The 24213-nt window shown below is 56.3% G+C and carries 24 protein-coding genes and 1 tRNA gene; 12 read left to right on the top strand and 13 right to left on the bottom strand.

What is annotated here, in order from left to right:
- Positions 1 to 160 precede the first annotated feature (160 nt).
- Together FO268_RS10730 and FO268_RS10725 are read right to left on the bottom strand one after the other, a co-directional pair.
- Positions 161 to 247, bottom strand: a tRNA-Leu gene (locus tag FO268_RS10730).
- An 81-nt stretch (positions 248 to 328) separates the two neighbouring features.
- A complete protein-coding gene (locus FO268_RS10725; protein ID WP_150992763.1) occupies positions 329 to 958 on the bottom strand; it encodes a class I SAM-dependent methyltransferase in 630 nt (209 codons plus the stop codon).
- Between the two features lie 184 nt (positions 959 to 1142).
- Here FO268_RS10725 and FO268_RS10720 point away from each other — a divergent pair, with 184 nt between their 5' ends.
- The 4 genes from FO268_RS10720 to cydC are packed head-to-tail and all read left to right on the top strand — an operon-like array spanning position 1143 to position 6857.
- Positions 1143 to 2573: a cytochrome ubiquinol oxidase subunit I gene (locus tag FO268_RS10720; RefSeq protein ID WP_150992761.1), complete on the top strand. Its 1431-nt coding sequence runs from the start codon at positions 1143 to 1145 to the stop codon at positions 2571 to 2573.
- A 2-nt stretch (positions 2574 to 2575) separates the two neighbouring features.
- Positions 2576 to 3577: a cytochrome d ubiquinol oxidase subunit II gene (gene cydB / locus FO268_RS10715; RefSeq protein WP_150992759.1), complete on the top strand. Its 1002-nt coding sequence runs from the start codon at positions 2576 to 2578 to the stop codon at positions 3575 to 3577.
- Positions 3578 to 5248 carry a thiol reductant ABC exporter subunit CydD gene (cydD, locus tag FO268_RS10710; RefSeq protein ID WP_150992757.1) on the top strand — a complete coding sequence of 557 codons (1671 nt, stop codon included), beginning with the start codon at positions 3578 to 3580 and terminating at the stop codon, positions 5246 to 5248.
- Positions 5241 to 6857 carry a thiol reductant ABC exporter subunit CydC gene (gene cydC, locus FO268_RS10705; RefSeq protein WP_150992755.1) on the top strand — a complete coding sequence of 539 codons (1617 nt, stop codon included), beginning with the start codon at positions 5241 to 5243 and terminating at the stop codon, positions 6855 to 6857. The genes cydD and cydC overlap by 8 nt, the downstream gene beginning before the upstream one ends.
- Positions 6858 to 6864: 7 nt before the next feature.
- Here the strand turns inward: cydC and FO268_RS10700 are convergent, their stop codons facing one another.
- Positions 6865 to 8106, bottom strand: a complete 1242-nt coding sequence (locus FO268_RS10700) for a saccharopine dehydrogenase family protein (protein ID WP_150992753.1) — start codon at positions 8104 to 8106, stop codon at positions 6865 to 6867.
- A 27-nt stretch (positions 8107 to 8133) separates the two neighbouring features.
- On the bottom strand, positions 8134 to 8559 hold the full coding sequence (locus FO268_RS10695; protein WP_150992751.1) for a hypothetical protein: 426 nt from the start codon (positions 8557 to 8559) through the stop codon (positions 8134 to 8136).
- A gap of 126 nt (positions 8560 to 8685) precedes the next feature.
- On the opposite strand from FO268_RS10695, the gene FO268_RS10690 reads away from it, so the two are divergent.
- Positions 8686 to 9015, top strand: a complete 330-nt coding sequence (locus tag FO268_RS10690; RefSeq protein ID WP_150992749.1) for a hypothetical protein — start codon at positions 8686 to 8688, stop codon at positions 9013 to 9015.
- Between the two features lie 18 nt (positions 9016 to 9033).
- Positions 9034 to 9495 (top strand): hypothetical protein, encoded by a 462-nt coding sequence (locus FO268_RS10685; protein ID WP_150992747.1) that lies wholly within the window; start codon positions 9034 to 9036, stop codon positions 9493 to 9495.
- A 55-nt stretch (positions 9496 to 9550) separates the two neighbouring features.
- On the opposite strand, the gene FO268_RS10680 is transcribed toward FO268_RS10685, so the two are convergent.
- Positions 9551 to 10492, bottom strand: coding sequence for an electron transfer flavoprotein subunit alpha/FixB family protein (locus FO268_RS10680; protein ID WP_150992745.1), 942 nt, complete (start codon positions 10490 to 10492; stop codon positions 9551 to 9553).
- On the bottom strand, positions 10493 to 11242 hold the full coding sequence (locus FO268_RS10675) for an electron transfer flavoprotein subunit beta/FixA family protein (RefSeq protein WP_150992744.1): 750 nt from the start codon (positions 11240 to 11242) through the stop codon (positions 10493 to 10495).
- Positions 11243 to 11658: 416 nt separating this feature from the next.
- On the opposite strand from FO268_RS10675, the gene FO268_RS10670 reads away from it, so the two are divergent.
- Positions 11659 to 13311, top strand: a complete 1653-nt coding sequence (locus tag FO268_RS10670) for an electron transfer flavoprotein-ubiquinone oxidoreductase (RefSeq protein ID WP_150992741.1) — start codon at positions 11659 to 11661, stop codon at positions 13309 to 13311.
- A 99-nt stretch (positions 13312 to 13410) separates the two neighbouring features.
- Here FO268_RS10670 and FO268_RS10665 read toward each other — a convergent pair whose 3' ends face one another.
- The 6 genes from FO268_RS10665 to FO268_RS10640 all read right to left on the bottom strand — a co-directional run bounded on the left by FO268_RS10665 (position 13411) and on the right by FO268_RS10640 (position 18025).
- Entirely contained in the window at positions 13411 to 13872 is a 462-nt protein-coding gene (locus FO268_RS10665) for an FKBP-type peptidyl-prolyl cis-trans isomerase (RefSeq protein ID WP_137434491.1), read from the bottom strand.
- Positions 13873 to 14075: 203 nt separating this feature from the next.
- Complete coding sequence (locus FO268_RS10660) at positions 14076 to 14645, bottom strand: DUF1285 domain-containing protein (protein ID WP_150992739.1); 570 nt, start codon at positions 14643 to 14645, stop codon at positions 14076 to 14078.
- A gap of 25 nt (positions 14646 to 14670) precedes the next feature.
- On the bottom strand, positions 14671 to 15120 hold the full coding sequence (locus FO268_RS10655; RefSeq protein ID WP_150992737.1) for a SixA phosphatase family protein: 450 nt from the start codon (positions 15118 to 15120) through the stop codon (positions 14671 to 14673).
- Positions 15121 to 15157: 37 nt separating this feature from the next.
- Positions 15158 to 16225: an NAD(P)H-dependent glycerol-3-phosphate dehydrogenase gene (locus FO268_RS10650; RefSeq protein WP_150992735.1), complete on the bottom strand. Its 1068-nt coding sequence runs from the start codon at positions 16223 to 16225 to the stop codon at positions 15158 to 15160.
- A 79-nt stretch (positions 16226 to 16304) separates the two neighbouring features.
- Complete coding sequence (locus tag FO268_RS10645) at positions 16305 to 16796, bottom strand: STAS domain-containing protein (RefSeq protein ID WP_150992733.1); 492 nt, start codon at positions 16794 to 16796, stop codon at positions 16305 to 16307.
- A 14-nt stretch (positions 16797 to 16810) separates the two neighbouring features.
- A complete protein-coding gene (locus tag FO268_RS10640) occupies positions 16811 to 18025 on the bottom strand; it encodes a PP2C family protein-serine/threonine phosphatase (protein WP_150992731.1) in 1215 nt (404 codons plus the stop codon).
- Positions 18026 to 18139: 114 nt separating this feature from the next.
- On the opposite strand from FO268_RS10640, the gene FO268_RS10635 reads away from it, so the two are divergent.
- Positions 18140 to 19606 carry an HD domain-containing protein gene (locus FO268_RS10635; protein ID WP_150992729.1) on the top strand — a complete coding sequence of 489 codons (1467 nt, stop codon included), beginning with the start codon at positions 18140 to 18142 and terminating at the stop codon, positions 19604 to 19606.
- Between the two features lie 37 nt (positions 19607 to 19643).
- On the opposite strand, the gene FO268_RS10630 is transcribed toward FO268_RS10635, so the two are convergent.
- Positions 19644 to 20660 carry an NAD(P)/FAD-dependent oxidoreductase gene (locus FO268_RS10630; protein WP_150992727.1) on the bottom strand — a complete coding sequence of 339 codons (1017 nt, stop codon included), beginning with the start codon at positions 20658 to 20660 and terminating at the stop codon, positions 19644 to 19646.
- Between the two features lie 72 nt (positions 20661 to 20732).
- Here FO268_RS10630 and FO268_RS10625 point away from each other — a divergent pair, with 72 nt between their 5' ends.
- From FO268_RS10625 to FO268_RS10610, 4 genes are read left to right on the top strand one after another with little or no spacing between them, the layout of a single operon-like run.
- Complete coding sequence (locus tag FO268_RS10625) at positions 20733 to 21689, top strand: acyl-CoA desaturase (RefSeq protein ID WP_150992725.1); 957 nt, start codon at positions 20733 to 20735, stop codon at positions 21687 to 21689.
- The gene (locus FO268_RS10620) at positions 21686 to 22153 is read left to right on the top strand and encodes a nuclear transport factor 2 family protein (RefSeq protein WP_150992723.1); all 468 of its coding nucleotides are present in this window, start codon (positions 21686 to 21688) and stop codon (positions 22151 to 22153) included. The genes FO268_RS10625 and FO268_RS10620 overlap by 4 nt, the downstream gene beginning before the upstream one ends.
- Positions 22150 to 22950, top strand: a complete 801-nt coding sequence (locus FO268_RS10615) for an SDR family NAD(P)-dependent oxidoreductase (RefSeq protein ID WP_150992722.1) — start codon at positions 22150 to 22152, stop codon at positions 22948 to 22950. The genes FO268_RS10620 and FO268_RS10615 overlap by 4 nt, the downstream gene beginning before the upstream one ends.
- Positions 22947 to 24212 carry an NAD(P)/FAD-dependent oxidoreductase gene (locus FO268_RS10610; protein ID WP_150992720.1) on the top strand — a complete coding sequence of 422 codons (1266 nt, stop codon included), beginning with the start codon at positions 22947 to 22949 and terminating at the stop codon, positions 24210 to 24212. The genes FO268_RS10615 and FO268_RS10610 overlap by 4 nt, the downstream gene beginning before the upstream one ends.
- Position 24213 lies beyond the last annotated feature (1 nt).

The raw sequence follows: 24213 nt of genomic DNA, 5'->3' as shown, positions 1-24213 counted from the left end.
AAAAATTGCCAACGGATGTTTGACTGAGTCTAATTCACATGCTTTGAGTTTTACAAATTGAGCGCACCCTCTAACAACCTCAATATGTCTACATTATGTCTACATACGAAAAGTGAAATTCTCTAGAGGTTTGCAGAAAATGGTAAGGCATTGTTTTTTATGGTGCTCCGGGCCGGAATCGAACCGGCACGACCGTGAGGTCGAGAGATTTTAAGTCTCTTGTGTCTACCAATTTCACCACCGGAGCATTCGGAGGGGCTTTTGAGGGACAGGATTGTATAAGGCCGCGTACGGTAACGCAATTCTGAATCTGCCCCGAGGGGCGTGGTCACTCCTGGACAGGCTTCACCGCCCTGCCCTTGTAGATATAGCCGGCAATTTTTGGCGCCTTCGGGATATACAGGTTTTCCAGTTGCCGAATGTCGAACCCGGCGTGCCGGATCAGGTCGGCGATATTGCGGTTAAGGTGGCAGCCACCGGCCAGCTTTTTCCAGCCTGGCGTAATGCGGTGTTGCCATTTACGGGTAGTGGCGTGGGGCGATTCGCCGTGTTCCAGGAACAGGAGTTCCCCGCCAGGCGTCAGTACGCGCCACATTTGCTGCAGTGCGGCATGCCAGTCGGGGATCGTGCACAGGGTGAACGTTAGCAATACGGTATCCACGGAATGGTCTTCCAGGGGGATTTTTTCCCCGGGCAGGTCCAGCCACTCCACTTTGATGGGTGACCTGGCCAGGTTGGGCTGAGCTTTCCGGCGCATTCCGTCTGAAGGCTCAAGGCCATAAACCACTTCGACCTTCTCGGGGTCGTAGAACTCCATGTTGATGGCCGAGCCCATGCCCACTTCCAGTACACGGCCCCTGGCGTGAGGCACCACTTGGCTGCGCAATTTCATTACCTGGCCCATCGAGCAGGCGCGGTCTATGATGTGTGGCAGGATTCGGTTCTCGTAAAAGCTCATTATTCTTACCATACTTGTTGTATATCAAGGGGTGCGACAATACGCCCTATCGGCTTTGCCGCCATGTTTAGTAGCATGACAATCATCTGCCGGTAATAACAACATAACAAGATGAGCTAAGGCAGCGGCTGAACGGGTTCGCAGGGCCCGTTTGTTATGATGTGGACGTTACCGGAGGGTTCCCATGGAACTAGATCCTCTTATCCTATCGCGAATACAGTTCGCGTTTGTGGTGTCATTTCACGCCATTTTTCCGGTGTTTACCATCGGCCTTGCTTCCTATATTGCTGTGCTTGAGGGCCTGGCCTTCAAAACGAAGAATCCCGCATGGGTCAAGCTCTCCGCATTCTGGACCAAAGTGTTTGCCGTGGTGTTCGGTATGGGGGTGGTGTCGGGTATTGTGATGTCCTTTCAGTTTGGCACCAACTGGAGCAACTTCTCTCAGGCCTCTGCCAATTTTCTCGGGCCCATGCTGAGCTATGAAGTGGTGACGGCTTTCTTTCTCGAAGCAGCCTTTCTCGGCGTGTTGCTGTTTGGCCGCGACAAGGTTCCGCCCGGTGTTCACCTGCTTGCTGCGGTTATGGTCGCGGTGGGTACCTTCATCTCGTCGTTCTGGATTCTATCCGCTAACAGTTGGATGCATACCCCGGCAGGCACTGAGTTCCGGGACGGTGTGTTCTACGTAACCTCCTGGAGTGAGGCGATTTTCAACCCCTCTTTCCCCTACCGCTTCGCTCACATGGTGCTGGCCTCCTTCCTGACCGGCTCGTTTGTGGTGGCAGGCGTGAGTGCGTGGTATCTGCTGAAGGGGCGGGAAGTTGAGGCGAACCGCAAAGCGCTGTCTATGTGCCTTTGGTTATTGTTATTTATTGCTCCAACGCAGGCCGTTGTGGGCGATTTCCATGGCCTGAACACTATGGAGCACCAGCCAATCAAGGTGGCTGCCATGGAGGGCAACTGGGAAACCTCTCGCAATGTGCCGCTGCTGTTATTTGCGATTCCTGATCAGGAAAACCAGACCAACCATTTCGAAGTTGGCATTCCCGGCCTGGCAAGCTTCATTCTGACCCATGAATGGGACGGAGAGGTTCCCGGGCTGAACGAAGTACCGGTGGAGGAGCAGCCGCCGGTTGCCATTGTGTTCTGGTCGTTCCGGGTGATGGTTGGCCTTGGTCTGCTGATGATTGCCTTTGCCTTTGCAGGCCTTGTATTGCGGGCGGGCGGTCGCTACTGGCAAACGCCATGGTTCCTGCAGGGTTTGCGGCTCATGAGCATCACCCCGTTTATTGCGGTGCTGGCCGGCTGGTTTGTAACGGAGATCGGCCGCGCGCCCTGGCTGGTGCATGGGCTGATGGATCATAGCCAGGCCGTCACCCCTTCATTAACAGGGGGCATGGCCCTGTTTTCACTGATTGGTTACATCGTCGTCTATGCGTTGGTGTTCAGTGCAGGGGTCTATTATTTGATGCGGGTGCTGTATGTAGGGATGGAGGATAGCTACTTGGATGAGGAGCCTAACGCGGACCGGCCCAAACGCCCATTTTCCGCCGCCCATGTATCTTTCGAATTTGACGATAACAGCACTGAAAAGCCACTTAACCAGAGGGGACACTGATTATGGAAATGTTTGATCTGGTTCTGATCTGGGCCTTCATCATCGGTTTTGGCGTCATCATGTATGTGGTAATGGACGGCTTTGACCTGGGTATGGGCATCCTTTTCCCTTTCGCGCCGACCGAAGAAGACCGGGACACCATGATGAATTCCGTAGCACCGGTCTGGGATGGTAACGAGACCTGGCTGGTGCTGGGTGGTGCTGGTCTGCTGGCCGCGTTCCCCCTGGTCTATTCCACCATTCTGCCGGCGCTGTACATTGGTGTATTTCTGCTGTTGGCCGGCCTGATCTTCCGCGGGGTGGCATTCGAATTCCGCTTCAAGGCCCATACCTCGCGCTATTTGTGGAACTGGGCGTTCGCCGGCGGCTCCACGGTAGCGGCGTTTGCCCAGGGGGCGGTGGTTGGCGCCTACATCCAGGGATTCGAACTCACAGACAGGGTGTACTCTGGGGGCGCACTGGACTGGCTGACTCCGTTCACGATATTGACCGGTTTCGGACTTCTTGCCGGCTATGCCCTCTTGGGCTCCACCTGGCTGATCATGAAAACCGAAGGTCGGCTGCAGGAGTGGGCCTACAAAATAACCACACCGCTGTTGCTGTGTGTGCTCGGGGTGTTCGCCATCATCAGTATCTGGACACCCTTTGTGGATGAGATGGTGAAAGACCGTTGGTTCTCTACTATCACCGTCATCTGGATATTGCCGGCCCTCACCCTGTTGTGCGCCTACCAGGTGTTCCGCTCAGTACGTAACCGTTTTGAGGGCTGGCCTTTTGTGGCAACCTTGGGCCTGTTCATATTTACCTACCTGGGGCTGATAGTCAGTCGCTGGCCCTATGTGGTGCCGCCGGACATTACCCTGTGGGACGCAGCCTCTGCCTATGAATCCCAGCTGTTCCTGTTGCTCGGGCTGCTGTTCGTAATCCCCATTGTGCTGGCTTACACCGCCTGGACCTACTGGGTATTCCGCGGCAAGGTTCGCGCCGGCGAGGGCTACCACTAAGTGGCAGAACCGGCCACTGCCCGCGCCTGGCTGGGCGGGCTTGCAGCTCACGGCCGCCCGCTTATACTGGCGACAGTGTCTGCAGGCGTGGTGGTGGGGCTTGCAACCATCGCCCAGATGGCATTTCTGGCGGGTATAGTCCACCAGGGCCTTGTTGCCGAGGTGCCGGTTGAGCAACTTTCTCTGCTGTTTACCGGGGCCGTCGCAGCTATTCTTGTAAGAGGCCTGGCACAGGGGCTGCAGTCGCGGTTTGCGGCCCGGTGCAGTCGCAAAGTACGAAGCGAGGTCCGCCATCAGGTAAACCGTTGCTGGCAGGCGACCGGTCCTGTTGCCATGGGGCAGATATCCGCTGGTACCCTGGCGCGGGAGTGGCTCGACCATACAGATGCCCTGCATGGCTATTTCGCCCGCTTTCTCCCCCAGATGATTCTTGCTGTCATTGTGCCGTTACTGGTGCTGGTGGTGGTGTTCTCGCTGGACTGGCTAGCGGGCATATTCCTGCTACTGTCCGCCCCTCTCATTCCCCTATTCATGGCCCTGGTGGGCATGGGGGCTGAAAAGCTGAACCAGCAGCATTTCCAGACCATCGGCCGGCTGTCAGGTCAGTTTTTGGACCGCGTACGCGGGCTGACCACCTTGCAGTTGTTCGGGCAGACCGCAACGGCGGCAGAAATACTGCGGGAACGCTCCGATGATTATCGTCGCGTTACGATGAAAACCCTGCGGATTGCCTTTCTGTCCTCGGCGGTACTCGAGTTCTTCTCATCGGTCGCTATCGCCGTGGTGGCAATCTATATCGGCTTCGGCCTGCTGGGTTATATCACCTACGGCCCGGCGGAAGACCTTACTCTGTTCTCCGGATTGCTGGTGCTGTTACTGGCACCGGAGTTTTTCCAGCCGTTGCGCCTGTTGTCACAGCATTATCACGACCGTGCGGCCGCAATGGGCGCTGGTGAAGAGCTTGTAAGGCGGCTTCAGAGCGTTGAGGCGGGGGCCCAGGCTGCACAGGGCTCTTTCCAGCCACAATCGCCGGACCTGGTTTCCGTCCGGGACCTCTCTCTGGCCTACGATCGGGAGCGGCCGGTACTCGACCAGGTGTCCCTTGAAGTCAGCAAGGGCGATGTTATTGCCCTCACCGGTCCGTCCGGAGGCGGGAAGTCCTCATTACTGTACCTGATCGCGGGCTTTATGCAGCCCGACCGTGGCAACATTTCGGTCTTCGGTGCTGCGCCCGGTATACAGCCCTTCGGATGGCTCGGCCAGTCCCCGTTCCTTGTGCACGGCACCTGGGCCGACAATGTGCGGCTCACCACGCCGGATGCGACGGACATTTCCATAGAAACGGCATTGCGCCAGGTTGGCCTCGGGGACCTGCTCAACAATCGTAAAAGCGGCATTTACAGCAGGATCACTGAGGATGGGCAGGGTCTTTCCGGCGGGCAGGCTCGCAGATTAAGTCTCGCCCGGGTGTTTGTGGCCAATTACGACCTCATTCTCCTTGACGAACCCACTGCCGGGCTGGACAGCGACAGTGAGATATACATCCTTGAAGCACTCCACAAACTCGCACTGGCGGGTAAGACGCTGATCTTTGCCACTCACCACCAGGCGCTACTGACCCTTGCAAATCGCACCCTTCTGGTTTCAGAGGGAGGTGTGCAGGATGCGTGAACTCAGGCCCTGGATATCCCTGATATTCCGGCGCCCGGGGCGGTTGCTCGTCGGTGGCCTTCTGATTCTGATCACCTTGCTGTCGGGCATGGGGCTGCTGGCATTGTCGGGATGGTTCATAACCGCCACGGCGCTTACCGGCCTGCTGTTGGCTACGGGTGTGCAGGCATCACTCAATCTGTATATTCCGGGCGGCGGTATACGCTTTTTTGCCGTCGCCCGCACCGTTGCCCGTTATGCAGAGCGGGTCTATAACCACGATACCGTGCTGCGCCTGCTGACGGATATACGGGTCGCCCTGTTTGAACGGTTGAGTCTCGCCGCGCGTTACCGCAGGACCGCCTTGCGGGGGCCCCAGTGGCTGTCCAGGCTGACCAACGATGTCGATGCCCTGGACACCCTGTACCTCCGCCTGATCGCGCCTACGGCCCTCGCAGCGCTGGTTACCGCCCTATTGATTGTGGTTGCCTGGGTATTTTATAGCCAGGCCCTCGCCATTGGCCTTCTGATAACTCTGCTACCGGCATTTCTGGTGGCAACGGTTGTTGTTTATCTGCGCACCCGCCACCTGGTCTACCGGCAGACCGATGCCCGCGAAAGGGCACGAACAGACGTCATTGAGCACATTGAAGGTTTTGCGGAGCTGACTGCAGCAGGCCGTACCGGAAAACACGCCGCGCTCTGCCTGCGCCAGGCCGACCAGATCGCCCGTAATGACTCCCGGGCCGACACCCGCACTGGCTGGAATCTGGGGCTGGCACAGGTGATGGTTAACCTCGCGGTTGTGCTGGCCGTTTGGATGGGGCTGCAGTTGTTTCAGCAAGGCTCCGTCACCGGACCAGTGGTGGTGCTACTACCGGTAGCTCTGCTGGGGCTACTGGAAGTTTATTCAATGCTTCCGGACGCGTTTGCCAGGCTGGGAGGTACGCTTGCCTCTGCAGCGAGGCTGAATCGTGATTGCGTAGCGGAATCCGCCGCTGGGTCAGCGGCCAGTCAGCCCCCGGCAGACCCCCGCCATGCATTGGAGCTTGATCAGGTTACGGTCCGTTTTGGCGACCACTCCCCTGTGATCAGCCGCTTTGACCTTGCGGTGTTAAACGGCGAATGGGTGAACATTATTGGCAATTCGGGCGCGGGCAAGTCATCACTGGCCGAGGTGATGGCTGGCCTGGAAATACCTGCTTCAGGGTGCGCACGTCGTATAACATCAGCGTATCTCACGCAACAGACGGTGCTGTTCGAGGATACACTGAAAGCCAACTTGCTGATCGGCAGGCCAGATGCCTCGGACGCCGATGTCTGGCGGGTTCTGGGCCTGGTGGCCATGGCAGATCGCTTTACCCGCGAACCTGCGCAACTCAACACCTGGCTGGGTTCGATGGGCAGTCAGCTATCGGGTGGTGAAGCGCGGCGCATTGCTCTGGCCAGAGTGCTTCTGAACGAGGCGCCCCTGATCATTCTGGACGAGCCTTTCACTGGCGTGGATACCCACACCAGAAACAGTATCACTGCAGACATGAAGCAGTGGCTCGGAGAGAAAACGGTGGTAGCGCTTGGGCACGCTCCGGAGGCCTTGCCCGCCTCCGACCGTACCCTCCGCCTCAGCTGATACCTGTTCAGCTGGTTTCCAGTACCTCGAACGTCAGGCCCGCTTTGCTTGTCAGGCGCTCGAAGAGTTTGCCATCAAGCAGCGAAGACGGCGTCCAGAAACCACCCGGTTTCGCGGCATCCACATCAAATGCAAGGCTCATTCCGGCTTCACCCAGCATTTTGCTGGTGGAACCATAGCCCGGGTCCCGGTCGCCGGTCACCTTGGTTTTTATGGTCTTGCCGTCTGCGGTCTTACCCACAAAACGCAGATCGTAAAAGCCGTTCTTCTGCGCTTCCGGGCTTGGCCCCTCGCCCGGCTTGGGCACAAACTTTTCCACCACCCAGCGAGAGGGTTTGAACGCCGAAGCGGTAAAGAACCCCCCAAGTGCGCCGGTGATCCCATAAGCTGCCAGACGGCCCTTTATGCCGCGCCCTGTCATCATCGCCTCGTCGTAGGTGAACTCTTTGCCATAGCGGGCGTTCTGCAGAGCGTTGGAGCGATGAACAATCCGGGTATTGATAGCCCCCATCACGAATGGTGCCAGCCAGACCCCAAAATCCTTGTCGAACTCAGCCCCTTTCAGGCTGGGCTGTCGGGTTCTGGAACGATGTTCCGGCGGGCAGATGGAGAAGGGATTGGCCAGCTCCTTACGCAACTTCGGGTCTGCAGCAGCCTCCTTGGCAACATTCATCATGCTGGCCACTGTGCCACCGGAGAATTCGCCCTTGGCCACCTTTACCCGCATGCGAACATCCTGGCAGGGTGCTCCGAAGGTTGCTTCCGCCTGTTCCTGTAGAAACCAGACCCCCATATCCGAGGGAATGGAGTCAAAGCCACAGCAATGAACAATGCGGGCGCCAGAGGCTTTTGCTGTGTCCTCGTAGGTTTCCACCATCTTGCGAATCCACTGAACCTCGCCGGTCAGATCGCAGTAATTCGTGCCGGTTTCAGCGCAGATTTTCACCAGTGGCTCGCCATAAAGGGCGTATGGCCCCACCGTCGAGATGATCACGCGGGTCTGGTCACACATGGCTTTGAGAGCGCTTTCATCGCTGGCGTCTGCCACGATCGTTGGCAGGTTCCCCGCGCCCTTGCCAAGGCTCTGTTTCAGCGTGCTCAGCTTGCTCTCGGAACGGCCGCCAATGGCCCAGCGAACATCCTTCCCAACCCCATAAGTATCAAACAAATAGCCCGTCAGTATTTGCCCCACGAAACTGGTGCCACCGAATACCACGATGTCATAAGTGGTGTCAGTCTTTGTGCTCATTGGTTGTCCTTAATCCGTCAGTATCCATTATGAATTAGCAGCGCTGGATCGGGCTGCCTTCGCGCCCATCAATACCAGGAACAGCGCAACACCAAGACCCCAGAAGCCGTTGAGCATAAGGCCTCCAACCCAGGTCTGGGCTGAGACGGCGAGGCCCTTTAGCGGGAAGACCACCAGCATCGCAACGGCGGTGGGTCCGATGGCGCCTACTATTACATTCCCCAACCAGAACTTAAAGCCATTCAGGCGCCCAAGAATCGCCCAGAGCACCATGCCCCATAGACCACCGAAAAATGCAAGCGAAAATACGGCAGGTACCCCCAGAGGCGCCACCGGGTTCATATTGAACGGTGCTGCTGGCACCATGCCTGCGAAGTAAAAAAGGGCGAAAAGGCCCTGATGAAAAATCAACGTTGCGAGAAAGCCACTGACAAACGCCTTTAGCCAGATCATGTCATTATCCTTACGGTTGTTTCCCTGGAAATTGCGACAAAAACGTCGCACCGGCCAATCGATTCAACCGGCCGATACTGCACACTCTGTCAGGATCGATTAACCCGAAACCCGGAGGTTACCCCATTGAACACCCTGCTTCTGGTACTGAGCCTCATACTTGCCATTGTCAGCGGCTGGCTGTTCTGGCGAGTGCACCGTCAGCAAAAAGTGATCGAGGCCGCACTTTCCGAAAGCTATGGCCCTGATAATACACGGGATCCGGAGATGATACTTACGCTCCGGGTGCGGGATCCGATTGCCCTGGCCAAACGGGAATCCAAATCGGCCCGCGTACTGGCCGATCGGCTTCCCGTTATGGTGAAACGACTGGTTTACCAGGAAGTGATGAAAGAGCTGGAAATGGAGTTGGCGGAACGGGAAATCGACGTGGAAATGAAGCTGGAATACCGATAAGCATCCACAGGAGGCACTATGGACGCATCTACCCTACTCAGTCTGCTCGCCACCGCAACGACTACCGGGCTTATCGTTCTCGCTACCCGGCAACACGTCCGCAACACCTCTAACCTGAGATTGCTCAGAGCCCATCAGATTTCTGCCTACAGTCACCTTCAGAAAAGCCGCTTGGATCTGATGGAAACCCGCAATCGCGCCAGGCTGCTGGAAGAAACGGTCAAGAGCGGAACCAGCGCAGTGGAGAAAGTGCACAAGACCATCACCACCACAACATTCAGCCTGATTGATCGCTTCTCAACCAGCGAGGAATTCCGCGAGAATGCCCGCCGTGCCAGGGAAAGCCACGATCAGACCAGTGACCAGATCTATCGTGCGGTGCACACCACCAACAAGGCTCTTCATATCCTGGCAGATTCGCTGTTTATCGGTAAAAAAGAAAAGAAGCTGACCAGAAGAAAACACCCGAAGGACGAATAAATCGGTGCAAACAAAAAAGGCACCCGTAGGTGCCTTTTTAAGAAGAATCCGAAAGTTACATGACTTTCTTCAATTCTTCCTCAAGCTGCGGGATTGCTTCGAACAGATCCGCAACCAGGCCGTAATCCGCTACCTGGAAGATCGGCGCTTCTTCATCCTTGTTGATCGCAACGATCACCTTGGAGTCAGACATACCGGCCAGGTGCTGGATCGCACCGGAGATACCGACAGCGATGTACAACTGGGGTGCAACGATCTTACCGGTCTGGCCAACCTGCATGTCGTTGGGCACGAAGCCGGCGTCAACCGCAGCGCGGGAAGCACCAACAGCAGCACCCATCAGATCGGCAACCTGCTCCAGCATCTTGAAGTTTTCACCGTTCTGCATACCACGGCCACCGGAAACCACAATGCCGGCGCTTGCCAGATCCGGACGGTCAGACTTGGCCAGTTCTTCGTTGACGAACTGGGACAGGCCTGCGTCTTTTACAACGTCCAGGGCTTCAACCGCGGCGGAACCACCTTCACCGGCAACCGGATCAAAGGCAGTCGGGCGAACCGTGATTACTTTGATGTTGTCTGTGGACTTAACGGTGGCAATGGCGTTACCGGCATAGATCGGGCGAACGAAGGTGTCTTCGGACTCCACACGCATGATGTCGGATACCTGTGCAACGTCCAGCAGCGCTGCGACGCGCGGCATGAAATCCTTGCCAATAGTGCCAGCGGCGGCCAGGATATGGCTGTAGCCCTTGCCTACCTCGGCAACCAGCTCGCCCAGGTTCTCACCCAGGAAGTGGCCATAAACGGCATTGTCGGCAACCAGTACCTTGTTAACGCCTTCGGCCTTCGCCGCTGCTTCGCCTACGGCACCGCAGTTCTCGCCGGCAACCAATACGTCGATGTCGCCACCGATGGCCTTGGCAGCAGCCAGAACGTTCAGGGTTGCCTGCTTCAGCTCGCTATTGTCATGTTCAGCAATTACAAGGATGCTCATTTAGATCACCTTCGCTTCGTTCTTCAGTTTGTCGACCAGCTCAGCTACATCAGCAACCTTCACGCCTGCCTGGCGAGAGGCCGGGGCCTCTACCTTCAGGGTAGAAAGACGCGGAGCAAGCTCAACACCCAGGTCAGCCGGGGTCATGGAGTCCAGCGGCTTCTTCTTGGCCTTCATGATGTTTGGCAGAGAAGCGTAACGCGGCTCGTTCAGGCGAAGGTCAGTGGTAACAACCGCAGGCAGGTTCAGGGCAACGGTCATCAGGCCGCCGTCCACTTCACGGGTAACGTTTACCTTGTCGCCTTCAACAACGACTTCAGAAGCGAAAGTACCCTGCCCCATTCCGGTCAGCGCAGCCAGCATCTGGCCGGTCTGGTTGTTGTCGGAATCAATGGACTGTTTGCCGAGAATAACCAGTTTGGGCTCTTCTTTCTCAACAACGCTCTTGAGCAGCTTGGCCGCTTCGAGAGACTGAACCTCTTCGTCTGTTTCGATGTGGATACCACGGTCGGCACCCAGCGCCAGAGCGGTACGGATTTGCTCCTGGCAGGCCTTCGGGCCGATGGATACCACCACGATTTCACTGGCAACACCCTTCTCTTTCAGGCGAACGGCTTCTTCAACAGCGATTTCGCAGAATGGGTTCATTGCCATTTTAACGTTGGCGAGATCAACACCGGTGTTGTCCGGCTTGACGCGCACCTTCACGTTGTAGTCGATAACTCGTTTTACAGCGACCAGAACCTTCATAGATTCCTCGTTCTTCATACGATGAGTTTACATTTGAGAACAGCATATGCTTGCGGGGCCTGCTGTCTGTCAGGGCGTCATAATACTGCAGGCAAAGAACACCGGGGTCAATAGCCTCTCAGGACGTTGACAGGCCGCACTCGCGGCCAATGTACACCGGTTGACTCCACCTGAGCGTGAGACGATACTAGAAAACGACTCAAAAAACACATTTCGGCCCAGCGCCCGCCAACAATGCCAAAGGTAGACCCAAATTTCAAACAAACGTTTGTTTGATTATTCAATTGCGGTATCCTTTCAGTTAACAGAAAAGGGGCTTTCGCTTTGTGGGAGTCGTCTATCCAACGTTTTACCGGTATGATGTCGCCCCTGAGAAATTGCCTGTTGGCATCACTAAAAAAGATGAGGAGACCAACGTGGAACGCGAATCGATGGAATTTGATGTTCTGATCGTCGGCGGTGGCCCGGCCGGCCTCTCGGCAGCCTGTCGCATTATGCAGATGGCTCAGGAAGCCGAACACGAGCTGACCGTCTGTGTCGTTGAGAAAGGTTCCGAGATCGGGGCCCACATCCTGGCAGGCACGGTTTTCGAGCCCACTGCCCTCAACGAACTGTTCCCGGACTGGAAAGAGAAAGGCGCTCCGCTGAACACTCCGGTCACCCGTGATGACATTTTCCTGCTGAAAAACCAGGAAAACGCCAGCAAGATCCCCAATGCCTTTGTGCCGAAAAACATGCACAACCATGGCAACTACATTATCAGCCTGGGCAACCTCTGCCGTTGGCTGGCCGAGCAGGCGGAAGGCCTGGGTGTTGAGGTGTATCCCGGTTTTGCAGCCTCTGAAACCATCGTTGAAGACGGCCAGGTTAAAGGCATCATCACCGGAGATATGGGCGTTGCCCGTGACGGCTCCGAGAAAGACGGCTATATGCCGGGAATGGAGCTGCGCGCCAAGTACACCCTGTTTACTGAAGGCTGCCGTGGCCACCTTGGCAAGCGCCTGATCAAAGACTTCAAGCTGGACGAAGGAAAAGATCCGCAGCACTACGGCATCGGCATCAAGGAACTGTGGGACATCGATCCGGCCAAACACGAACCGGGCCTGGTTATCCACACCACCGGCTGGCCGCTGAACGAATCCGGCTCTACCGGCGGCTCCTTCCTTTATCACCTGGAGAATGGCCAGGTTTATGTGGGCCTGATCACCGATCTGTCCTACAGCAACCCGCACCTCAGCCCGTTTGATGAGTTCCAGCGCCTGAAACTGCACCCGGAGATCAGCAAACACCTGGAAGGTGGCAAGCGAGTGGCCTACGGTGCCCGTGCCATCACCAAGGGCGGCTTTAACTCCCTGCCGAAGATGAGTTTCCCTGGCGGTCTGCTGCTGGGCTGTGACGCAGGCACCCTGAACAGCTCCAAGATCAAGGGCTCCCATACGGCCATGAAGTCCGGCATTCTGGGCGCTGAAGCTGTGTTCGAGGCCCTGAAGGGCGGCAATAATGGTGAGGAAATCACCAGCTTCGAGGACCGCTTCAAGGACAGCTGGCTGTATAAAGAGCTTTACGACGAGCGCAACTTCAGCCCGGGCATGCACAAGTTCGGCAACTTCGTGGGTGGCGCCATCGCTTACTTCGAGCAGAACATTCTGCGTCGCAGTCTGCCGATTACGTTCCACGACACCACGCCGGACTATGCCACCCTCAAGCAGGCTGACCAGGCGAAGAAGATTGATTATCCGAGGCCGGATAACAAACTGACCTTCGACAAGCTGTCCTCGGTGTTTATTTCCAACACCAACCATGAGGAAGATCAGCCGATTCACCTCAAGTTGTCTGATCCAGCGATTCCCATCAAGGAGAATTTGCCGAAGTACAACGAGCCTGCGCAACGCTATTGCCCGGCCGGGGTTTACGAAGTGGTCGACGCTGATGATGGCAGCGGCAAGAAGTTCCAGATAAACGCGCAGAACTGCGTGCACTGCAAAACCTGCGACATCAAGGACCCAGCCCAGAATATTACCTGGGTAACGCCTGAAGGTGGCGGCGGCCCGAATTACCCGAACATGTAATTCGGAGTATTGGAAAAAGCGGCCCCTTGTGGGCCGTTTTTTTGTTCAGGCATAAAAAAACGGCCCACAAGGGGCCGCTTCATACAACCGGTAAAGCGATCAGTGAGCGTGACCGTGCTCTTGCTCTTCGTCGGTTGCTTCGCGCGCTTCAACCACTTCCACGTCAAAATGCAGGGTCTGGCCTGCCAGCGGGTGGTTTGCGTCGATAGTGACAGTTTCGTCGCCTACTTCCACAACACGAACTACCTGGGGGCCGCCCGGAGTCTGTGCCTGGAATTGCATGCCCGGCTCGATGGTGTCCACACCTTCAAACGCGGAGCGCGGAACCGGCTGAACCAGCTCTTCGTTGACTTCGCCGTAGCCTTCGCCGGGCTCAACAGATACTTTCACCTGATCGCCAGCGTTCTTTTCGTTCAGCGCGTTTTCCAGTCCGCCGATGATGTTCTGAGCACCTTCCACATAAGACAGAGGCTCGCGACCTTCTACGCGGGAGGAATCCAGTTCTTCTCCCTGGTCGTTGGTGAGCGTGTAATGGATGGTGACAACACGAGGTTGGGCCATGTGATCTCCTTGCGTGTCGCAATGACTGTTTGATTTAAATTTGGGTAATCGAAAGTGATCTTGAACAGCCAGACTGCACAGAGGGACTTACGACCACCGGGCCTCGTTAGAGAGCCAGGCTCGGTAACAAGTTCGAAAATACAGTTTAACAAGTGTCGTACTGCGTTTTCTACCGTCAGTTATTTGGGACGGTGCCCCTGAATTCAACCGTTGGCGCCAATTTTATAGAAATTTCCGTTACTCCAGACACCTATGGCAGTTTCGCCTGCAATGGATTCTTCTGTCACCAGGTCCGCCAGGTCGTAATACGCCGCGGTGACCAGCCGGGCTTCGATGCCATTGCGCAGGTTTACCACTGGTCGCGGCTCGTCGGTACCGTCGTAGGTTCCAATCTGTAGCGGGTGCTCCTCGCCAATCTCTATGGTTTCGCCAGTATTGGTTGTCACCGACAGTACCTGCTCTCTTCCCTCGCCAGTTGCCTGAAGTGAGTGGGCAAGAAGCGGTGCGTCTTCAACGGTAATCCGCCACTTCTCTACCGGCGTGACCAGGTAATAGTGGCCGTCTTCCTCGCGCCGGAGGATGGTAGAGAATAACCGTACGATGGCCTCCCGACCGATAGGGTTGCCCTGATAGAGCCACTGGCCATCACGGGCGATGACGATATCGATATTTCCCGACAGGTCCGGATCCCATTTGTCCAGAGGCGGCAAACCGCTACCAGCGGCCTGGGCCTTTTCAATCTGCTCTGCAATTGTTTCGGGCTTCTGGGTCATAAGAGAGATTCCTGAGTAAGTCCGGTTACGGCAGAAACTGGGCCCTTAGGTCTGCGCACCCCGGCCCGGCCACGGGCATTTCCAGCACGATTGCCTGAGCTGTCATGAAGGGAATACCTTTGCGGTGAGCATCAACCAGCAACGTCGAAAGGCTGCCAACAAAAGGCATATGAGAAACAATCATCAGCTGCGGCGGTGCCGTTTCGATCAGTTCATCCAGACAACGCCCCGGGTCATCATCCGGAGTGATATAGTCTTTTTCTGTAACCGCACAATTGAGGATTTCTGAGGCGATGGCTGCGGTCTGGCGAGCACGCACCAGCGGGCTGCACCAGATGTATTCTGGCCGCCAGGGCGATTCCGCTATTTGCGCTGCGACCTCTGCAACGCCCTGCCGACCGAATTCCGTCAGTTCCCGCTCCCTGTCGAGTGAGTGCCAGCCGGCTTCACCGTGACGCATGATGATCAAATGCACTGGTTACCTCCGGAGATGCAGAAACATTGTTGACTCGTTATTGGGTGAGCGTGCGAGGCAGAATGAATTCTACGTCGGAATTCTGCACCGACATCATCAGGCTGTTAATCACGGCACTGATGGACGCGCCTTCATAAAGTATTTCATACAGCCCTCTTACCAGTGGCATATAAATGCCAATGGCCTCGGATTTTTCCTTTACGAGTTTGAGGGTGTAAATGCCCTCTGCGACCTGCCCCAGCTCGGCAACTGCATCGTCGAGCGCCTGCCCCTTGCCAACGGCATAGCCCACACGGTAATTGCGACTCTTCGGAGAAGTGCAGGTTACGATCAGGTCTCCGACGCCCGCCAGCCCCATAAACGTCATCGGGTTGGCGCCCAGGCTGACAGCAAACCGGCTCATCTCTGCCAACCCGCGGGTGATCAGCATGGCCTTGGCGTTCTCGCCAAGATCCCGCGCCGAGGCCAGGCCAGCCACGATGGCGTAGATATTTTTCAGCGCTCCTGCCAGCTCGACACCATAAACGTCGACGTTGGCGTAAACCCGAAGGTACTCGCAGCCCAGCAGCTCCTGAACGGTACGGCGAACGTCCGGATCCTTGGCTGCAATAACTGTGGCCGTCAGATCCTGGTTTACGATTTCACCCGCAAGGTTCGGACCACTGAGAACACCGATCCGGCAGCGGGGGATTTCTTCCTGCAGGATCTCGCTCATCAGTTTGAAACCATGCTCCTCTATACCCTTGGTGAGGCTGACGACGATCTGTCCGTCACGGAACTCGGCGCTGTTATCGCGGATAACGGCCCGAAATGCCTTGCTGGGAATAGCGACTAATACAATTTCGGCTCTGCCTATTGCCTCCGAAAGGCTGGTTGTAGGCTGGATATCGCCAGTCAGGCTTATGTCAGGCATATAGCGGCTGTTAATGCCGGTATCGCGGATTTCATCAGCCTGAGCTGCATCACGCATCCAGAAGTGCACGGTATGGCCGTTTTCTCCCAGAACCTTGGCCATGGCGGTGCCGAAACTACCGCCGCCGAGAACTGCCACATCGTGGCCTGTTGGAGCAGGCTCCATGGGCCGTGGGGCTTTATTATCAGGCATAGTTGTTCCGTTGTTGCTTGCTTATCGTTGGCCCGGTACGGCCGGCAGGAATGGATAATACGATGACGATCTCCGGTTTTTAACCGGACTCTTCGCATTCCAGGGCGCGCACCAGGTTCTTGAACTCTTCCCGGTTACGGCTGTTCAGACCCATTAACACCCGATGAGCGTCGAGAACCTTGTCCCGGACGTCCTGCTCGCTGGCACGCAACACGGGTATTTCTTCCAGTTCCTCAATGCGGGAGGCGGGTTCGCGCACAATGATAAAAATCTTGTCGAAACCCATGGAAGTAATGATTCGGGTTATATCCGGGTTAGTGGAAATCATCGTTGGCAGGAAATTGCTGCGTTTCTGGGCTGCCATAGCGATCTTGGCGAGCAGCCCAAGGGTGGTACTGTCAATAATCTCGGTTTCCGTGAGATCAATAACCACCGTTTTGAACTCGGGGTCCTGGGTGATGGACTCAACCAGGTTGTCCAGCGTCGAACACAGGTTCAGCCGGATTTCGCCAATAAACTTGAGGACATAAATGCCCTGTTTTACAGCTTGCAGGATCTTGTAACCAGCCATTGAATCCACTGCCACTATTTCGACGTTGGGCTATCGGTGTCCGCCGCGGGCACGATATCCGTAACAGATACGATAGCAATATCGTCAGGTAACTCTGTGATCTCGTCGAGATTCAGAGCCTTGCTCAGCGAAGCAATAGTGTGACTACCTCCCGAGACGAGTTCAAGTAATGTCTTTTCCTTTTCATCAAGGCTTTTGGCCTTGATGACCTCCAGTATACCGTCTGAGAACAAAATGAGTCGAAATGGTTCCTCCAGCGGCACCTCGTAGACTTCCCACTCCGGTGCCTCAAACAGCCCTACCGGCAACCCGCTACCTTCGAGAAAAGCCGTACGGCCACCTTCAAACGACAGGATGGGCATGGGGAAATGTGCACCCACGGAATAGCGCAGGCGCCTGTCAGTGGTCGAAATAATTCCCACAAATACGGTCACGTGCTTACCCAGGCCGGTATCCAGCAACTCCGAGTTGATTCGCTCAAGAAATCGCTCCGGGTAGAGGATGTCGTCGCTGGAACCGCGCCTCAGGTTACGCTGAAGACGGTTGGTCAGGTTTTTAAGCAAGACGGTTACGAACGCCGAGCTGGCTCCGTGACCGGACACATCAGCAATGTAAACCAGCACTTTATCCTCGGATATACGAAAGTAATCGAGAAAGTCGCCACTGAGAAACAAGGAGGGTTTGATGAGATGGTCGATCGTAAGGCCGGACAGGATCTGCTCGTTGTCAGGCAGCATGCGCAGCTGAACCTTGCGCCCTGCCCGCTGGTCGGCTCGCAACTCGGCAATCCCGTCACGAAGGTCACGGTTGGCTTCTTCCAGTTCCTGACGGTAAAGCTGATTGAGGCGGTTAACCCGCACCCGGTCAAAAAGCTTGCCGATGACGTCGTCCAGTGCGCCACGGTCGTCGGAACAGGGTTTGAGCACAATGTCTGCTGCCCCGGCCCGCAGGGCATTGACGACCTCCGGAGCATCTTCGGTGGAATAACAGGCAACAATCGGGGTGAAAGTTTCGGCATCTTCCAGCCTGGAGGCCAGTTCACCAATGGCGTCGGGCGCCATGTCGGCGAAGATGATGTCCGGAATATTGTCATTGAACAGGGCACGGGCCGAATTCAGGTCCGGGTAGCCGGTCACGTAGAAACCCCGGGCTTCAAGGTACCGACCCAGTTCCGAACGGGCATGCTCATCCGAATCAATTATAAGAATGCGCTCGGTGCGCGCTGTCATGATTATTGCCCTAAACTACCATCGGTAAACAGGAAATTGGTTTTCTGATATCTATTCTGGCATGCCCCTGTGATATAACAAGGCATGTTTGCTGTTTTTGGGAGGTTGTAATCTATGAGAAGTGCCGTAAATGATCTGCTCGGGGCCTATGACAAGCTGATCATGGACCCGGTTCATGGCGGCATTCCGCTGTACCGGCATGAAATAAAGGTGATCGACCACCCCCTTTTTCAGCGCCTGCGCAATATCTGCCAGAACGACATCCTCAGCCTGGTATTTCCCGGCGCCACGCACTCCCGCTTCCTGCACAGTATTGGCGTGATGCATGTGGGCACCCGCATGTTCCGCTCCATGATCGACGCCTACCTGCGTGAACAACAACTCAGCGACCAGACCGACCTTAGCCTGAGCCAGCTGGACGCCATCGACTACCTCGCCAAGACCATACGCCTGGGTTGCCTCTTGCACGATAGTGGCCATTCCAGTTTTTCCCACCAGTTCACCCAGGCCCGGCGGATTCATGACCTTATGTCCCGCCCGGACCGTTTCGACGACCTCTGGGAAGGCGTAGACTATTCCCTGTACCACTCGGAACGCCCGGAGGAACTTGAGCACGAACACTATTCCGTCCGTGTCGCCCATGATGTGCTCAGCTCCATTGACCTGGAGTCCGCGGGGCTCGACGCCAGAGACGTCATCGGCATTATGGAAACAACGGACGCGTCTCCGAGTGAAGCATTCTGCCGCCACGCCCGCACGTTCTGGAGCTTCATTGCCGGGGAGGACGCCGACTCCGGCATGCTTAGCGAGGCCGATACGCCAGGGCTGGTCATGGACCTTTTGTCGTCCATTGTGTCCGGTGAGATCGATGCTGATCGGGCCGATTATATGCTTAGGGACGGGTTCCACTCTTCCGTGACCATTGGCGGATTCAACCTGGACCACTTGCTCAGTAACCTGCGCTTCGGCTGGGACGTACGCGAGCCGTGGCTCGGCCTGGCCATTACCCAGAAAGGGCTTGGCGCCCTGGAGGACTTTGTCTACAGCCGCCACCAGATGTACCGAAAGGTGTACGCCCACAAAACCGCCCTCGGGTTCGACTGGCTGCTCAGAGAAGCCATTAACGAGGTACTGGAAGACCCCGAGATCTTTGACTGGGTGGATACCTGCCTCAGCAACATGCGGTATTTCGCGGAACTCACCGACAGTTTCTTCTGGGAGGCGTTTCGCAAGGTGGCACGCAGGGACCCGTCAAGCTATTCGCGGTGTATTGTCGATCGCATCAAACTGAACCACCTGGACACCCGCGAGGACCTGACAGCCAAAGGCATTGCCGAGCACAGCAGTTGGCTGGCCAGGGAATTGAAGCTGAACCCGAAACAGGTGGTGACCTGCTCCATGCGGGCGCGGTTTTCCAATATTCAGGACAACTTCAACGGGATCAAGGTGCTGGTCCGGGACCCCATCAACCGTTCCCGTTCCCTGAAAAAGATTACCGATGTAAGCGCGTTCTTCAGCAAGTTCAGTGACGGCACCATCAGCCACTTTTATGTACGCCCGGAGGTTCTTGGCCAGCCCTGAGCCTCAATGGGAGCCCTGAGCCTCGAATAGAACCCTCTTAATGGGACAGTATTTTTTCCGCCAGCCCCTGGGCGCTCTCGAACGCGCCCTCCACACGTCCACCGCTCAGCCAATCGCCGGCCAGCCCAATTCGGTAGTCATCAAACCAACGGAAACCGGGGCCCGCGTCGGACGACGATTTTGCATAGAGCCAGCGATGGTGAACCATCTCATCCGGCTGGGCATCGCACCCGGTAACACGTTGGAACGCCGCGACCATCATTTGAGCGACCCTGTCAGGAGCGGTGTCCTGGTGACTGCGGGACCATTCAGGGTTGGCATGCAAGACCCACCATTGGCCGTCGTCGTCACGGCCCGGCTTACTGGAATTGTTGGCGATCCAGTAAAGCACGGCATCCTGGCAACGCATCCCTTCATAAGGCTGTTCCAGCGGCTTCGAAAAGTGCACCGCGGTGGCCCAGCACGGCTCGATATGGCTGACCGGGTTATCAAGCTCATCGGCAAGGGTCTGTAACTGACTGGCACGAAACAATTCCTGTGCCTGTGCCGGTGGCGCGGTTACGATAATCGCATCAAATGGGCCGTAGGAGTCGCCCTCAGTGTCCTGCAAAGTCCACTCCTGGCCATTGCCAACCAGGCGTTCAATCCGGGTTTCAGTGCGCAAATCCACCTTGGAAGACAGGCCCCGGGTGACGGCGGTCATTCGAGGGACGCCGACATACCGGCTCTCATTCGGAAAGGGCTCCCACCCACCATCGGGATTCTGGTAGCCAAACCGTCCTTTCCATAATCCGAAACCCGCCTCACCGGCATGACGGGTGAGAAACGGGACAAATGCCGGGTTTCTCGCGGTGAAATATTGGGCGCCAATGTCGGCGGAGCCACCAGGCACGCGTTTTGCGGCCAAGCGCCCGCCCGGGCCCCGGCTTTTTTCAAAAACCGTAACGGCGATATTTTCGTCCATGAGCAAAAGACCGGCTGTCAGGCCGGCGACCCCTGAACCAACAATCGCTATCCGGCGTATAACAGGCATCTGATCGGTTTGGTTAAACATCGTTTATCGTGCATCCAGAATCGGTTGAAGAAACGTATCAGAGTAAATCACGAACTAAAGGGCAATCAGGGTATGACCCGAGTGCAATACTGGCTGACAAACATTCTGAGATGGTTCGACTCCACCGCGGGTTCGGATCACCTCGACACTAGCTCGCGGACCTTCAATTTTCTACGGGTGGTGCCCTTTATAGCACTTCACCTTGCCTGTTTGCTGGTCATCGTCACCGGCACCAGCCCGTTTTCAGTGTTTTTTGCGGTGGCATTCTTCGCCGTGCGTATGTTCGCTATTACGGGTTTCTATCATCGGTACTTCGCCCATAAAACCTTCAAGACCAGCCGCGTAGCACAATTTCTTTTCGGGGCCCTGGGGGCCAGCGCTGCCCAGCGGGGTCCGTTATGGTGGGCTGCTCACCACAGACATCATCACCAACACTCCGATGACGTAAAGGATTTGCACTCTCCCCATCACGGCGGTTTCTGGTGGTCTCATGTGGGCTGGTTCACCTGTGATGCCGGTTTTGCCATGAACGAACGTCGGGTAAAAGACTGGATGAAATTTCCGGAACTGCGATTTCTCAATCGCTTCGACTCGCTGGTGCCTGCCGCCGCTGCAATTGCTATCTATGCTCTGGGGGAAGGACTGGCCGTGTGGGCGCCAGAACTGGGCACCAACGGACTCCAACTGCTGGTGTGGGGATTTTTTATTTCCACGGTCGTGCTTTTCCATGCCACCGTTTCCATCAATTCCCTGTCCCATGTATGGGGCAAACGTCGATTTGAAACCGGGGATGACAGCAGGAATAACATCTGGCTGGCCCTGATTACCATGGGCGAAGGCTGGCACAACAACCACCATCGCTGGCCACAGTCCGTGCGCCAGGGATTCAGGTGGTATGAGGTAGATATGACCTGGTACGGACTGTGGATACTTGAGCGCCTTGGAATCATCTGGGACATGAACCCGATTCCAGAACATATTCAGGAAGAAACCCGCCAACTGGATGCCATGAGGAGGAGAAGATCATGAGTACCGCCTCGATCATTGATATGGGCAACAGGAACTCGTCGGTGCACGAAACACTTGGGCGCTTCCAACAGCTGTTCAGCAACCTCTGCGCAGGCAACATGGCTGAGCTGGGCAGCGTATACGGAGACAACGTGCGGTTTACGGATCCCTTTACGACCGTTCACGGTATCGATGAGCTCACAGAGTATTTCAGTGGAGCCTACGCGAATGTCATTTCCTGCGACTTTGAGTTCGCCGATCCGGTGATCAGCGGTGAAGACGTATGCATCCCCTGGGGGATGCGTCTGCAGCACAAGCGTATTCGCAAAGGTAAGGTTGTCAAAGTGGACGGTATCAGCCAGCTGGTAATCCGTGAGGGGCGTGTTATCGCCCATCGGGACTACTTTGATGTAGGCCAGTTGTTGTACGAAAACCTTCCCGTGATGGGGGGCGTTATTCGTTGGCTGAGGAATCAGGCAGGATGACCCGCCGACTGGCTTCAGCGTCCAATATCTGGCTTACCGGCGCCAGTTCCGGCATCGGTGAGGCTGTTACCCGGGAACTGATGCAGCAGGGTCACCGCCTGATCATCACCGGGCGCCGGCAGGACGCTCTCGACCGGTTATGCACCCTGGCGCCGGAACGAATGAAATCCGCCCCTGCGGACACCACGGACAGGGAGGCTCTTCAAGCCATCAGTGGTGACCTGGAAGCGTATGGCAATCTTGATATGGCGATCCTCAACGCCGGTACCTGCGAGTATCTGGAAATTGCGGAGTATGACAGCAGCATCATAGACCACAACGTTACGACCAATGTGGTTGGTACGGCCCGCTGCCTGGACATTGCCCTGCCTGCACTTCGCCGCACTGCAGAGCTGGGGCGGCCGGCAACCCTGGTGATTGTCAGCTCGTCGGCCTGGTGGTTTCCGTTCGGTCGCGCCGAAGGGTACGGTGCTTCCAAAGCGGCGCTGACCTACTTTGCACACGCTCTGAGGGCAGACCTGGCCTCAGAAGGCATCGACGTTGTTGTAGTATCTCCGGGCTTTGTCAAAACCCCCCTGACTGACCGCAATGATTTCCCCATGCCTTTTCTGGTTTCAGCAGAGGACGCCGCCAAGCGCATCGTCACCGGGCTTCGTAATGGCAAAAGGGAGATTGCCTTTCCCAAACGTTTCACCTGGACGCTCAGACTACTCGGCGCCCTGCCCCAGGTGATCATTGACCGGATGGCGGCCAGCATGAGCCGGCAAAGCAGAAAAGAACAGGAATCCCATGAATGAATGAGAACCGTCAACGCATTGCAGTCATTGGCGCTGGTGTATCGGGGCTGACTACCGCTTGGCTCCTGTCGGAAAAGTACGACGTAGAGCTGTTTGAGGCCGGCAGTTATGCCGGCGGGCACACCAATACCGAATCGGTTGCGGCCGGCGGTCGTGAATGGCCGGTAAACACCGGTTTTATCGTCTTCAACGACTGGACCTACCCCAATTTCATCAAACTGATGGATCGGTTGGGCGTCGAGTCGGAAGTCAGTGACATGAGTTTCAGTGTCGACTGCCATTCCTCAGGCTTGCAGTACAACGGCACCAGCCTGAACACGCTGTTTGCGCAACGCAGCAATCTGCTGAATCTGCCGTTCCTGCGGATGATTCGTGAGATACTGAGATTCAACAAGGAAAGCCGTGCAGACCTGGCGGCGGGCAATATCGGCGATGAGGAAAGTCTCGGGGAATACCTCAACCGTCACGGTTACTCCCGGTATTTTCGCAAGTACTACATCGTACCCATGGGCGCTGCTATCTGGTCCGCCCCTGAGATTGTGCTGGAACAGTTCCCCATCCGTTTCTTCCTGCAGTTCTTTAACAATCACGGGATGCTGTCAGTCGATGACAGGCCCACCTGGCGGGTTATCTCCGGGGGCTCGGCCCGCTACGTAGAAGCGATGATGGGCCGTTTGCAGAAGCATACCCACCTGAACAGCCCGGTAACCGCCGTGTTGCGCGAACAGGACAAAGTGCTGGTAACCGTGAATGATGAGCAACAGGCATTCGATCAGGTCGTGTTTGCCTGCCACAGTGACCAGACACTGGCAATGATCAAAGACCCCACAGCCACCGAGCTGGAAATCCTGGGGGCAACCACCTACCAGCGTAATGATGTGGTGCTGCATACCGACAGTTCCGTACTGCCCTCGAACCGGCGTGCCTGGGCTGCCTGGAACTATTTCATTCCTCAGCACAGCACCGAGCCGGTTTCCGTCACCTACAACATGAATATCCTGCAGAACTTCCACGAGGCTCCGGAAACCTTCTGCGTTACCCTCAACCGTAGCGCTGATATCGACCCGGACCGCGTCATCAAACGGTTCGACTACGCCCACCCGGTATTTACCCTGGATGCGGTGGCCGCCCAGAAACGTTATGACGAAATCGGTGGCCACAACCGCAGCCATTTCTGCGGTGCATACTGGTTTAACGGGTTTCACGAAGATGGCGTGCGCAGTGCGTTGCGTGTCACCAATGCCCTGGGTGTGGAGCTGTAAC

Source organism: Marinobacter denitrificans, from assembly GCF_008795955.1.
Classification (GTDB): Bacteria; Pseudomonadota; Gammaproteobacteria; order Pseudomonadales; family Oleiphilaceae; genus Marinobacter; species Marinobacter denitrificans.
Note: the sequence above shows the minus strand (reverse complement) of the source record. Positions and strands in the feature narration are given on the sequence as shown.